This is a genomic window from Amycolatopsis sp. NPDC004368 (genome assembly GCF_053602515.1).
Genome location: NZ_JBSGDT010000004.1, coordinates 174,609 through 186,651, shown reverse-complemented (window position 1 = coordinate 186,651; position 12,043 = coordinate 174,609). Strand labels below are relative to the sequence as shown.

The following is a 12,043-nucleotide window of genomic DNA, read 5'->3' as shown; positions in this document are numbered from 1 at the left end:
CAATTATCCAATATTGGTCATGGATTACCAGTCCACTTGTCGCCGATAGTGGAGAAGTGGCAGTAGTCGACCTCAGCCCCCTCAGCGTCCGCCGGGCCCCCGTGCGCCGTGGTGCCCAGCTCCTGGCGGGCCTCGCGCTCTACGGCGCCAGCATGGCCATGCTCACCCGCGCCCACCTCGGCCTCGACCCGTGGGATGTGCTGCACGAAGGCGTCACCTTGCTCACCGGCCTGACCTTCGGCACGGTCACGGCCATCGCGTCGGTGTTCGTGTTGCTGCTGTGGATCCCGCTACGCCAGCGGCCCGGCATCGGCACCGTCGCCAACGTCGTGGTGATCTCCCTGACCGTCGACGCCGTGCGCGCGGTGCTGCCCGACCAGCACGCCCTCGCGCTGCAGATCCTGCTGCTGGTCGGCGGCGTCGTGCTCAACGCCGTGGCCACCGCCGTCTACGTCGGCACCCGCCTGGGCCCCGGCCCGCGCGACGGCCTGATGACCGGCCTCACCACCCGCACCGGCTGGTCGGTGCGACTCGTGCGCACCGGCATCGAGGTGACCGTGCTCGCCGTCGGCTGGCTGCTCGGCGGCACCTTCGGCGTCGGCACCGTGCTCTACGCCCTCACCATCGGACCGCTCACGCAGGCGCTGTTGCCGCTGGTCACATGGCGGACCGGGCGCCGCGAGGAGCAGGAGCACTAACCGGCCTCGCGCTGGGCAACCGCGCGGCGCACCGACACGTAGTCGACGCCGTGGGCGGCCAGCAGGTCGGGCACCGGACCCCTCTGCTGCACCAGCGCCAGCAGCAAGTGCTCCTGGCCCAGGTGCTTGTCTCCCAGCTTCACCGCTTCGCGCAGGCTCAGCTCCATCGTGCGTTTCGCGTCGGCCGCGAACGGGATGTGGCCCCGTTTCGCGCGTCTGCCGCCGCCGGCCAGGGCGCCCGGGCCGTGGGTCTGCTCGATGCGTTCCACGATCTGCTCCACGTCGATGCCGAACTCGGTGAGCGCGGCGACGTCGGCGTCGCTGATCCCGCCGCGGCGGCGGATGCGGTCGAGCTCCGCGAGCACGTCTTCGCGCGACACGCCGAGCTCCTGCAGCAATCGCAGGCCGGCGCCGTTTTCGGTGCGGGCGAGCCCGGCCAGCACGTCGGTGAGCTCGATCTGCTGCGCACCGGCTTCGCGGGCCACGATCTGGGCCTCGACCACGGCCAGCCGCGCGTCGAGCGTGAACCGTTCGAACATCAGTGCCTCCCGTACTTCTTGTGAACGGCCTGCCGGCTGACCCCCAGCTCGGCGGCGATTTCCTGCCAGGACCAGCCGTGCACGCGGGCGCTGCGCACCTGCACGGCTTCGAGTTGTTCAAGGAGCCGGCGAAGCGCCGCGACCGCGCGAAGCCCCACTCGGGGATCACGGTCGCCCGCCCTCGCGGCCAGGTCTGTTGCTTCCGTCATGCTGTCAATCTAGGTTGACACCGAGCCTGATGTCAACTCAAGTTGACGCAGGTCCCGAGTTAGCATCGGGGTCATGCCCGAGATCGCGATCGCGGAACGCGCGGGGGTGGGGGCGGACGGCCTGCCCCGCGCGAGCGAAGACCACGTCGTGGTGCTGGACAACGCCGTGCTGCTGCTCGACGGCGCCACCTCACCGAGCCCCGACCTGCCGCCCGGCGGCTGGTACGCGGGCCTGCTCGTGCACCGCCTGGCCGAAGAGCTGAGAGACAGCCCGAAGGAAGACCTCGCCGTGGCACTCGCGACGGCCATCGCCGGGGTCGCGGCCGAACAGGGCCTCGAGCCCGGGCACTCGCCGTCGAGCACCGTGTCGATCCTGCGTTGGGACGAGGTCGAGGTGGAGTCCCTGGTGCTGGCCGACAGTCCCGTGGTCGCGTTCGGCCGGTTCGGCGTCGACGTGGTGTCCGACGACCGGCTCGTGTCCCTGCGCGACGGTGGCCTGCTGCAGACCGGTGCCGACGTCCGGTGCCGCCGCAACGCCGAAGGCGGGTTCTGGGTCGCCGAGGCCGACCCCGAGGCGGCGGCGAAGGCCGTGCGGCGGAGCTGGCCGCGCCCCGAGGTCGACGCCGTGCTGCTGGCCAGCGACGGCGTGTCCACCGGCGTCGACGACTACGGGCTCTTCGGCTGGCCCGACGTGCTGCGCCTCGCCCGCGCCAACGGCCCGAACGCCGTGCTGGACGCCGTGCGAACTGCGGAAACGCAGGATCCCGACGGCTCCCGCTGGCCGCGCGCGAAGCGGCACGACGATCAAGCGCTGGTGCTCGCCAGCTTCGAACAGGGGTTGAATTCAGGGTGATCCCGGATCACGGATCACCCGCGACCCACAACGCTGGAGCCCATGGGGATCTCACGGGGGCTGCGGATCTGGCGGCTGGGCGCGCTGGTGGCGATCGGGTGGGGACTGTTCACGATCGCGGTGATGCACGTGATCAGCCCGCACGACCCGGTGTACGACACGTTGTCCAGCTACATCACCACCGATCCGGGCCTGCTGAGCGCGAGTGTGCTCACGCTCGCCGTCGGGTCGGTTGCCGTGCTGGGCTGCCTGGTCGCCGGCGGCGTGCCGCTGCCGCGGACCACGCGGGTGCTGCTTTCCTTGTGGGCCTTGGGATTGGCGACCGCGGCCGTGTTCCCGGCGAGTTATCCGCCGAACCCCGACCCCGCGAGCGGTGAGATCCACCTGTACTCGTGCGTGGTGGCGTTCGCGAGCCTGCCGGCGGCGGCGCTGACGCTGCTGGAACCGTTGCGCGGTACGGCCGAGCGCGCGCTCGTGCTGCGGTGGCTGCGGATCGGGGGCGCGGCGCTGCTGGTGTTCGGCGTGAGTTTCCTGTTCGCCCGCCTCGACGAGGCCGGCCTGCCGTTCCACGGCGTGACCGAGGTGCTGCCGGTCGGGCTCGCGCAACGGCTGATGCTCGTCGCCGACGTCGGGCTGCTGCTCGGTCTGGTCCGCGTCGCGGTACGCGTGGACGCCGCCCGCGCGGCGGCCGAACTGCAGCCGGCCACCGCGCGGCGCTGACTACTCCTGCACGGCCGCGACGAACTCCGGCGCGTAGCCGTAGAGCCCGGGCAGGCCACCGGTGTGCACGAACACCACCGTCTCCTCCGGGTCGAAGCGGCCTTCGGCGGCCCATTCGACGAGCGCGGCGGCGGCCTTGCCCGAGTAGACCGGGTCGAGCACCACACCTTCGGTGCGGCCGAACAACCGCAGCGCACCCCACGTGGAGGGTGCCGGGATGCCGTAGCCCTCGCCCATCGTCGAGTCGCTCATGCGCACGTGGTCCAGCGACGGCGTGTCGACGCCGAGCAGCTGCGCGGCCGCCGTGACGAGGTGCGTCAGGTTGTCGGTGGCCTCGTCGAGCGGGTGGCTCACGCACGCGATGTCGGCACCGAGGTTGCCCAGCATCGCCGTGCCGAGCGCGAGGCCCGCCGACGTGCCGCCGCTCGCGTGGGGCGCGACGATCCGCGCCCTGTCGATGCCGAGCGCCGACAGCTGCTGCGCGAGCTCGTGGCTCGCGGCGACGTAGCCGAGGGTGCCCAGCGCGTCGGACCCGCCGACCGGGACGGTGAAGACCTTGCGGCCCTCGTAGTCGGCCGACGCGAGCAGCTCTTCGTAGGTGCGCTCGGCTTCCTCGGCGGTGGCGCAGACGTGCACGCGCGCGCCGAAGAGCAGGTCGAGCGGAATGTTGCCGGAGTGCTCGTAGGCCTCGCCCTCACGCGGCACCTTCGCCGTGAGCACGAGCTCGCAGCGCAGCCCGAGCCGCGCGCACGCGGCGGCGGTCTGGCGGCCGTGGTTGGTCTGCAGCGCGCCGAAGGTGATCACGGTGTCGGCGCCGGCCGCGAGCGCCGCGCCGAGGTGGAAATCGAGTTTGCGCAGCTTGTTGCCGCCGACGCCGAGCGGGTGCACGTCGTCGCGCTTGAGCATCAGCCGCGGCAGCCCGAGCGCCTCGCCCAGCCGCGGTGCCGCCAGCAGCGGCGTCGCGCCGCTGCCCAGACCCGCCCGCGGGAACGCGTCGAAAACGGGAAACCGGTCGAAGTCGAACGTCATCGATCCTCCGTGGGGGGACTGGGCGGGCGTCCGGGTAATCGTCGGCCTCACGCAGGTGGCTGTCGAACCAGGCAGCCGGAATCACATCCCGGTGGTAACGTTCGTTCGAACGAACGAGAACCTCGGGGGGTGCCCGATGACCGCCAGCAGTTCAGGGTTCAGCAGTTCAGGGTTCAGCAGTTCAGGGTTCAGCAGTTCAGGGTTCAGCAGTTCAGGGTTCAGCGGTTCTGGGTTCGGCAGTCCTGTCGACAACACAGTTTTGTTCAGCACAGTCGCCGAGCAGGCGGCGGCGCTCGAATCCGGTGACACGACCTCCGTCGCACTCACCCGGGCGGCGCTCGACGAGGCACATGCGAGCCAGGCCGTTCTCAACGCGTTCCGCCGGATCCGGGACGACGACGCGCTCACCGAGGCCGCGGAAGCCGACCGCCGCCGGGCGCGCGGCGAGGCGACGTCGCTGCTGGGCGTGCCCGTGGCGATCAAGGACGACGTGGACCTCTCGGGCCTGCCCACGGCGTTCGGCTGCGCGGGCGACTTCCCCGACGCTGTCTCGGACGCGCCGGCCGTGGGCCTGCTCAAGCGCGCCGGCGCCGTGATCATCGGCAAGACGAACACGCCTGAGCTGGGCCAATGGCCGTTCACCGAGGGGCCGGCGTTCGGCGTCACGCGCAACCCGTGGCACCCCGGCCACACGCCCGGCGGGTCGTCGGGCGGCTCGGCGGCCGCAGTCGCCGGTGGGGTGGTCGCGGCGGCGCTGGGGTCCGACGGCGCCGGATCGGTGCGCATCCCCGCCGCGTGGACGGGGCTCGTCGGCATCAAGACCCAGCGCGGGCGCGTGCCGGCGGGCGGCGAGCTGTTCCACGGCCTGACCGTGCTCGGGCCGCTCGCCCGGACCGTCGCCGACGCGGCGACCCTGCTCGACGTCACCACGGCCTCCGACGGCACCTTCCGCGCCGCCGCTCGCCGCGAACCCGGGCGGCTGCGCATCGGGCTGTCGACCCGGATTCCTTTCACCGCAACGAAAACGAGCCTCGACCCGGTGGTGGAAGCGGCCGTGCGCGACACCGCGGAGGCGCTCGCTAACCTGGGCTACGAGATCGTCGAGGTCGACCCGGACTACGGGCTCATCGGGCTCACCTTCCTGCCGCGCTCGCTCACCGGCGTGCGCGACTGGGCCGCGCGCGTGCCCGAGAAGGCCAAGCTCGACCCGCGCACCCGCGGCAACGCGCAGCAGGGCACAGTGCTGGCCGGCGCGTTGAAACTCGCCCGGGCACTCGAACCCGCGCTGCAGCGCCGCATCGGCTCGGTGTTCGGCCGCGTCGACGTGCTGCTCACCCCGACCACCGCGACCCCGCCACCGCGGACCGGTGCGTTCGACGGCCTCACCGGCTGGCGCACCGACCAGACGATGATCGCCGCGTGCCCCTACGCTTGGCCGTGGAACGTGCTGGGCTGGCCGGGGATCAACGTCCCGGCCGGGCAAACGGCGGACGGGCTGCCCCTCGGCGCCCAGCTGCTGGGTCCCTCGCACGGCGAGGAGCGGCTCATTTCCGTTGCCGCACAACTGGAAGAGGTCTCGAGGTGGCACCTGCGCCGGCCCGCAAGGGTGTGGTGAACACCCGCGACGCGATCCTGCGGGCGACGCTGGAGGTCGTCGGCGAGCAAGGCGTCGGCGGGCTCACCAACCGGCGCATCGTGGCCGCCGCGGGCGTGTCGCTGGGCACACTCACCTACCACTTCCCCAGCCAGACCGAGCTGCTGCGCGAGGCGATGCTGCTGTTCGCCGAGGAGGAGACGGCGAAGCTCGCCGCCATCGCCGAAGCCCACAGCGCGCTCAGCCTCGAACAGGCCGCGGCGGTGGTGGAGCACGTGATCGAGCAGCTGCCGTTCGGCACCGACGACCTCGCGCCCCACGAGCTGTACCTGCAAGCGGCGCGTGATCCCGGCCTGCGCGAGGCGTCCGCGCGCTGCTTCGCCGCGTACGACGACCTGGCCACGACGATCCTGCGTGCGCTCGGCGTGCCGGATCCCGCACGGGTGGCCGGTCCCGTCGTCGCGCTCATCGCCGGGCTGCAGCTGCGCCGGCTGTCGACGGGCACGGACGTGCCGGCGGCCGAGCCGCTGATGATGCTGCTGCGCGGGGCCTGACGTGGCGCCGCCGGTCGTGCGCGGCACCGCCGCCTGGCGGTACTTCGGCGACTTCCGCGACCTGCTGCTGGCGGGGCAGGTGCTGGTGCTGCAGGTGGCGCACCCCGTCGTCGCCGCGGGGGTGCGGGACCATTCGAACTACACCGAGGACCCGTGGACGCGCTTGATGCGCACGGGAGCTTCGCTGTCGATTTACGTGTACGGCGGTGCGGCCGGCGCGCGGTTCGAGGCAGCGCGGTTGCGGGAGCTGCACCGGACGTTCACCGGCGTCGCCGAGGGACGGCGCTACAGCGGGCTGGATCCGTTGGCGTATGCGTGGGTTCATGCGACGCTGGTGAAGGTTCCGGTTGACGTGCAACGGTTTTTCGGGCGTCCCCTATCCGGTGCCGAGCTCGACGAGTACTACGCGCAGATGCGTGACGTCGGCCGGCTGCTCGGGGTGCGCGAGCGGGATCTGCCGGCGGACTGGGCGGCGTTCGAGCGGTACTACGACGAGATGGTGGATTCGTTCCGGCCGAACCCGACGGTGACAACGTTGCTCGAGACGATCCACACCGTGCCGAAACCGGTGCGGTGGCTGCCGGACCGGTGGTGGCCCCGGTTGCGGCGAGGGCAGGCGCGTGGGCAGTTGTTCTTGATCCGGGCGACGTTGCCGGCTTCGCTGCGCGAGCAGCTGGGTCTGCAGTGGACTTCGGCCGACCAGCGACGGTTCCGGCGCTTCTGTCTCGCGGTCCGGGTTTTCGGCGCACTGGTGCCACCACCGTTGCGGTCGGCGCACATGCGGTGGATCGGCAAGCTGAACGTGTGGCTCCGGGCGCACCCGCGGGCGTATCGGCTGCTGTCCTGACCCAGTCAGGCGTTGATCAGCTCGGCCACGACCCACTGCGCCACACCCTCGGGAAACGGCGCCGGCAACCCCAGCACCACGTGCCCGAACCCGGCGTCGACAGCCTCGGCGATGGCTTTGCGGGTGAGGCCGGGGTCGGCGTACGACACCGGCAAGTGGATCGAGCGCGTGATCTCCGCCGGGTCACGGCCGAGTTCGGTGCAGTAGCGGTCGAGCAGGGCACTGCGGCCGACGCAGTCGTCGAGATCGCCGCCGGGAATGTTCCAGACGTCGGCATGTTCGGCGGTCACCCGCAGCGTCGCGGACGCGCGACCACCGATGACGATCGGCGGGTGCGGGCGCTGCACGGGCTTCGGATTGCCGAAGGCGCCCTTGAGCTGCACGCTCTCGCCGGTGAAGTCGAACGGTGCCTCGTCCGTCCACAAGCGACGGATGACGGTGCACGCCTCGGCCAGGCTCCGCACGGCGTGGGCGGTGTCGTGGAACGGCAAGCCGTGGGCTTCGTACTCGCGCCGGGCCAGCGGGTGGCTCGGGCGCGAGCCGACGCCGATGCCGAAGTCGAGCCGGCCGCCGGACACCACGTCGACGGTGGTGGCGATCTTCGCCAACACAGCGGGCGGACGGAAACGGTTGCTGGTGACCATCAGACCGAGCCGGAGCCGCGAGGTCTGCGCGGCGAGAGCCGACAGGAGCGTCCAGCCTTCGAAAATCGGGCCGTCGGGGTCGCCGCCGATGGGCAGGAGGTGGTCGAACAGCCAGGCGTGCTCGATTTCCGGCAGGGCGTCGGCTTCCTGCCAGACGCGGCGAAGGTCGTCGTAGCCGACCTGCACGGGGGCGGTCATGATGCCGAAGCGAGGTGACATGGGGCGGTTCCTTTCACCGGCGCAGGATGTGTCGATGACTTCTGACTGTGAAGAAGCTGGCCTCATCGAGGACGTCTTCTTCATCGAGCGAGGTGGACGCCTCGTGCCGTCGCACTTTGGCGCCCCATCGGCTCGCATGGTCACCGGCTTTCTCGCGACCATCGACGTCGTCAGCGACCTCGACATCTCCACTGCTATGCCCGGCCATTTTGGTCTATCCATGGGCACTCGCCACGGGCTGCCACTCGCCGCCGCGCTCGGAGATCGATCACCCAAGGACCGCGGCGGTGACGATGGCGGTGGCGTCTTCCTGGGTGGTGGGACCGATCGCGTCGAAGTTCATGGCGCCGAGCGCCAGGGCGCTGACCTGCACGCCGGTGCGGCCCAAGGTGCGGTACTGCATGGGGCGGTCCTCCGAAGAGCAAGCGGAACGTTGCTCCATAACCATACGGAGCAACGTTCCGATTTGCAACCGGCTCGCGTCTCAGGGGTGGCATCCCCCGAACCGGGGATGGATCTTCCCCCGGTTCCGTGACGATTCACCCGGCCCGGCCTCGCTACGTTCTCCCGTGATGGGGACCACGAGAGAAGCCGCGTTGTTGATGCTGCTCTGCGCACTGGGGATCGCGCTCGGCGGCGGGACCGCGCGCGCCGACGGGGCGCCCGTGGGCACGGACATCCAGGTGGCGCAGACGCTCGGCGCACGCGAGCTGACGGTGATCATCCGACGCATCGACGTGACACCGGGCGAGCTGCACGTCGACATCGCCACGCACACCGGCACCGCGCCCGGCACGCTGCACCTCGCCGCGGCCGCCGACGGTGTCGTCTTCTCGCGCGGTGACGTGATGCTCGGTGCGAAACCCGGGCTGTACTCGGGCGAAGTGGACGTCGACCACGCCGGGCCGTGGGAGCTGCGGCTGTCCGACGGCACGACCACCGGGACCATTCCGTTCGTCGTGCCCGCGCGGGTGGTGCCGCCGTGGGAGAAGGCGGCGTTCGGCGGATTCGTTGCGGCAGGGGCGTTTCTGCTGATCGCGCTGATCGTGGCGGTGCGGTCGCGGCGCACGGCTTACGCGCTGGTGCCGGCGGGCGGGATGGTCGCGGCGCTGGCCGTCGCGGTCACCGGCGCGCTGCTGTCCACCGGCACTCCCCCGCCGCCCGCGCCGGGTGCGCAGCTGGACGCGACCGTGAACAACGTCACCGACCCGTACGCGATGTCGCGCCTGCCCCTCACGGACTACTCGCGGCCACCGGTGAACTTCAGCGTGCAGAGCCGGAACGGCCTCGGACTGCACTTCACCGACGGCTCCACCGGCCGCCCGGCCGACGACCTCGTGGTGCACGACGACGCGCTCGTGCACCTCATCGTCGTCTCGCCCTCGGGCCGGTTGTGGCACCTGCACCCGGTGCGGGTCGCGCCCGGCGAGTAACAGGTTGCCTTCACCGCACCGGAATCCGGGACGTACGCGGTGGCGGCCGAGCTGGAACGCCGCGGTGGCGGCGTGCAGCTCACCCGGTCCACTGTGGACCTCCAAGCCACCCACGGCACCTCGGCGGAAGTCCCCGCCGGGCCCGGAAAACGCGTGGTCGACGGCGTTCCGGTCGACGTGACCACCACGGCGCTGAAGGCCGGCGTGCCCGTCACGGTCACCGCGCACTTCCCCGCGGGAGACCTGCAACCGTGGCTGGGCATGCTGGGGCACCTGATCGTCGTCGGGCCGCTGCCGTCGGACGACCGGGTCGGTGCGGTGGCCGCCACGGCGCCGACGTGGGCCCACGCGCACGCGATGCCGCCGTACGTGCCGGGGCTGACGGGCGTGCCGGACGAGACCGTCGCCGCGTACGGGCCCGACGTGCCCTACACGTTCACCTTCGCCGCACCGGGCCGGTACCGGCTGTGGCTGCAGGCCGAGCACGGCTGGTCCGTGCTGACCGTGCCGGTGGTGCTCGACGTGCCCGCTGCCCAGGAGGGGAAAAGTGAAACAACGGCGTCCGGTGGTCCTCATCAGCGTGGTCGTGGTGATCGCCGCGGTCATCGCCGGCTGGCTGCTGTTCGGCGGTGGCGCGGGCGGTCCCACCGTGCTCAAGTCGACGACCGGGCCCTACACCGTGCAGCTGTCCGCGGACGCGCCCCGCGTCGGCGGCAACACGTTCGCGTTCGCGGTGACCGGCCCCGCCGTCGACGGCGTGACGGTGGAGCCGGTGATGCCGCAGATGGGCCACGCCATCACACCGGTGCCGGCGACCGCCGACGGGCCGGGGCACTTCCGCGCCGCCGACGTCGGCCTGCCGATGGCGGGCCAGTGGGAGATCACCGTCTCCCTGAAGGGGCCGGCGGGCGCCGACCAGGTCGTGTTTCCCGTGTTGGTCAATCGATAAGGGGGCTGGGAATGGATCTCACCGCGTCGGGGGCCCGGGTGGTCGCCACGACGAGAAAGCCGGGGCTCGCACCGGCGTGCACCGTGCTCGGGGGTTCGGTGATCTCGATGATCGGGCTCACGTGGGACGTGCAGTGGCACGACGACGTCGGTCCGGACACCTTCTTCACGCTGCCGCACCTGTTCCTGTACGCGGGCAGCGCGATCGTCGGCCTGGCGAGCCTGGCCGTGGTGCTGCTGACCACGGCCGCGCAGCGCGCCGGGCGGCCGGTCGACCCGCGCATCGGCGGACGCGCGATCGGCGTGTTCGGCCGGACGTTCGCCGCGCCGGTCGGGTACCTCATCTCGGGCGTCGGCGCCGCCGCGTTCCTGCTCTACGGCCTGTGGGACCAGTGGTGGCACGGGTTGTACGGCTTCGACGCCGTGATCGACTCGCCGCCGCACATCGGGCTGCTGCTCTCGGTGACGCTGTCGATCATCGGCACCGCGATGGTCTTCGCGGCCGCGCGTGAGCACCGCTGGGGGCGAGTCGGGGTGTTCGGTTCGCTGGCCGTGTTGATCGCGTTCAGCGCCGTGACCGCGCTGGGGCTGCAGCAGGTGGATCTCGACCCGGTCGAGGCCACGTCGGTGGGCGCGACGCTGCTGTCGGTGCTGCTCGTGTTCACCGGGGCCGGGTTCCAGCGCCGCCCCGGTGGCGCGGTGGCGACGGCGGCGATCCTGGCCGTGATCCAGGCCGTGTTCTGGTGGTTCTCGCCGTGGGCGGCGCGCTGGTACGCCGACCTCGTGGGGCTGCCGGTGCGGGACTACGTGGCCGGCGTGCCGGACATGCCCGCGCTGATGCCGATGGCGCTGCTGCCCGTGGCCGCGCTCGTCGAGGGCTACCTGCTGATCGCGCGACGGCGGGGCTGGCAGCCGGGCCGGGTGTCGGTGCTCGCGGGCGGGCTGGCCGGGCTGCTGATCGGCGCGACCCTGCCGGTGCAGCATGGCTGGGTGTACGCCGGTCACGTCGGTGACTTCGCTTCGGTGATCGCGACCGGCCTCGTGGCCGGCGCGCTGGGGTTGGCGGGCGGCTTCGCGGGGTGGCGCTTCGGCGGCATGCTGCGGCTGCTCGCCCCGGTTTCGGGGGTGCGTTCGGATGCGTAGGACTCTGCTGGCGCTGGGCGCGGTCATCGGGCTGCTGCTCGCCACCGCGTTGCCGGCCGACGCGTACGAGCCGGTGAACATCGTGCACACCGAACGCGTGCAGGCCGGGCCCTACGGCCTGACCGTGGGCTTCTCGACGTGGCCGCTGCGGGCCATGCAGTCGCTCGACTTCACCTTCATCCCCGACGGCGGCATCGGCACCAAAACGGGCTCGCTCGCGATGCACAACCCCGCTTCGGGCACCTTCCAGCGGGCGCAGCCGCTCGCGCGGCACCCGCGCAAGCGTGACGTGTGGGGTCTGGACATCCGCGCCCTGCCGACGGAGGGCACGTGGGCGTTCCGCTTCACCATCGAAGGCCCGCAGGGCCAGGGCACGGGCGAACTGCAGAACCTGCGCGTGCTCGAGCAGCCGGGGCCGCCGATGGGGCTGAGCTGGGCGATCAGCAGCCTGCCGCTGATCGGGCTGGTGGTGCTCGTGGTCATCGCCTGGCGCCGCACGCGCGGCCGGTTGCGGGGCGGCGGGGTCGCGGCCGCCTCTTGAGTCGCAGCCGGGAGTACCGATGACGGTGCTCCCGGCGTCTTGATCACCACCTCGACCACCCTGGGTCAGCGC

General features: G+C 71.8%; 15 protein-coding genes and 1 pseudogene. 10 read left to right on the top strand and 6 right to left on the bottom strand.

Going from position 1 to position 12,043, the window contains the following annotated elements; all coding sequences use genetic code 11:
- Positions 1-56: 56 nt before the first annotated feature.
- The gene (yczE, locus tag ACWEOE_RS09200; protein ID WP_452006147.1) at positions 57-698 is read left to right on the top strand and encodes a membrane protein YczE; all 642 of its coding nucleotides are present in this window, start codon (positions 57-59) and stop codon (positions 696-698) included.
- On the opposite strand, the gene ACWEOE_RS09195 is transcribed toward yczE, so the two are convergent.
- Positions 695-1,237 (bottom strand): Clp protease N-terminal domain-containing protein, encoded by a 543-nt coding sequence (locus ACWEOE_RS09195; protein WP_452006144.1) that lies wholly within the window; start codon positions 1,235-1,237, stop codon positions 695-697. The genes yczE and ACWEOE_RS09195 overlap by 4 nt on opposite strands.
- Positions 1,237-1,446 carry a sigma factor-like helix-turn-helix DNA-binding protein gene (locus ACWEOE_RS09190; RefSeq protein WP_004559389.1) on the bottom strand — a complete coding sequence of 70 codons (210 nt, stop codon included), beginning with the start codon at positions 1,444-1,446 and terminating at the stop codon, positions 1,237-1,239. Before ACWEOE_RS09190 ends, ACWEOE_RS09195 begins: the two co-directional genes overlap by 1 nt.
- A gap of 73 nt (positions 1,447-1,519) precedes the next feature.
- Here ACWEOE_RS09190 and ACWEOE_RS09185 point away from each other — a divergent pair, with 73 nt between their 5' ends.
- On the top strand, positions 1,520-2,299 hold the full coding sequence (locus ACWEOE_RS09185) for a hypothetical protein (RefSeq protein WP_452006142.1): 780 nt from the start codon (positions 1,520-1,522) through the stop codon (positions 2,297-2,299).
- Positions 2,300-2,341: 42 nt separating this feature from the next.
- Complete coding sequence (locus ACWEOE_RS09180; protein WP_452006140.1) at positions 2,342-3,019, top strand: DUF998 domain-containing protein; 678 nt, start codon at positions 2,342-2,344, stop codon at positions 3,017-3,019.
- On the opposite strand, the gene ACWEOE_RS09175 is transcribed toward ACWEOE_RS09180, so the two are convergent.
- Positions 3,020-4,048 (bottom strand): D-cysteine desulfhydrase family protein, encoded by a 1,029-nt coding sequence (locus ACWEOE_RS09175; protein ID WP_452006137.1) that lies wholly within the window; start codon positions 4,046-4,048, stop codon positions 3,020-3,022. It lies immediately after the preceding gene.
- Positions 4,049-4,129: 81 nt separating this feature from the next.
- A complete protein-coding gene (locus ACWEOE_RS09170) occupies positions 4,130-4,318 on the bottom strand; it encodes a hypothetical protein (protein WP_452006134.1) in 189 nt (62 codons plus the stop codon).
- Between ACWEOE_RS09170 and ACWEOE_RS09165 the strand changes: the two genes are divergently transcribed.
- From ACWEOE_RS09165 to ACWEOE_RS09155, 3 genes are read left to right on the top strand one after another with little or no spacing between them, the layout of a single operon-like run.
- Positions 4,308-5,663 carry an amidase gene (locus tag ACWEOE_RS09165; protein ID WP_452006131.1) on the top strand — a complete coding sequence of 452 codons (1,356 nt, stop codon included), beginning with the start codon at positions 4,308-4,310 and terminating at the stop codon, positions 5,661-5,663. The genes ACWEOE_RS09170 and ACWEOE_RS09165 overlap by 11 nt on opposite strands.
- Positions 5,660-6,196, top strand: coding sequence for a TetR/AcrR family transcriptional regulator (locus ACWEOE_RS09160; protein ID WP_452006495.1), 537 nt, complete (start codon positions 5,660-5,662; stop codon positions 6,194-6,196). Before ACWEOE_RS09165 ends, ACWEOE_RS09160 begins: the two co-directional genes overlap by 4 nt.
- A gap of 1 nt (position 6,197) precedes the next feature.
- Entirely contained in the window at positions 6,198-7,043 is an 846-nt protein-coding gene (locus ACWEOE_RS09155; protein ID WP_452006128.1) for an oxygenase MpaB family protein, read from the top strand.
- Positions 7,044-7,048: 5 nt separating this feature from the next.
- On the opposite strand, the gene ACWEOE_RS09150 is transcribed toward ACWEOE_RS09155, so the two are convergent.
- Both ACWEOE_RS09150 and ACWEOE_RS09145 read right to left on the bottom strand, forming a co-directional pair.
- Complete coding sequence (locus ACWEOE_RS09150; protein WP_452006125.1) at positions 7,049-7,906, bottom strand: LLM class flavin-dependent oxidoreductase; 858 nt, start codon at positions 7,904-7,906, stop codon at positions 7,049-7,051.
- A gap of 277 nt (positions 7,907-8,183) precedes the next feature.
- A pseudogene (locus tag ACWEOE_RS09145) lies at positions 8,184-8,309 on the bottom strand (aldo/keto reductase); the annotation flags it as partial.
- 169 nt (positions 8,310-8,478) lie between these two features.
- Between ACWEOE_RS09145 and ACWEOE_RS09140 the strand changes: the two are divergent.
- The 4 genes from ACWEOE_RS09140 (at position 8,479) to ACWEOE_RS09125 (ending at position 11,971) form a co-directional block, all read left to right on the top strand.
- Positions 8,479-9,339, top strand: coding sequence for a hypothetical protein (locus ACWEOE_RS09140; protein ID WP_452006123.1), 861 nt, complete (start codon positions 8,479-8,481; stop codon positions 9,337-9,339).
- Positions 9,340-9,886: 547 nt separating this feature from the next.
- Positions 9,887-10,288 carry a FixH family protein gene (locus tag ACWEOE_RS09135; RefSeq protein ID WP_452006120.1) on the top strand — a complete coding sequence of 134 codons (402 nt, stop codon included), beginning with the start codon at positions 9,887-9,889 and terminating at the stop codon, positions 10,286-10,288.
- Between the two features lie 11 nt (positions 10,289-10,299).
- Positions 10,300-11,430 carry a hypothetical protein gene (locus ACWEOE_RS09130; protein WP_452006118.1) on the top strand — a complete coding sequence of 377 codons (1,131 nt, stop codon included), beginning with the start codon at positions 10,300-10,302 and terminating at the stop codon, positions 11,428-11,430.
- On the top strand, positions 11,423-11,971 hold the full coding sequence (locus tag ACWEOE_RS09125) for a hypothetical protein (protein WP_452006115.1): 549 nt from the start codon (positions 11,423-11,425) through the stop codon (positions 11,969-11,971). Before ACWEOE_RS09130 ends, ACWEOE_RS09125 begins: the two co-directional genes overlap by 8 nt.
- Positions 11,972-12,043 lie beyond the last annotated feature (72 nt).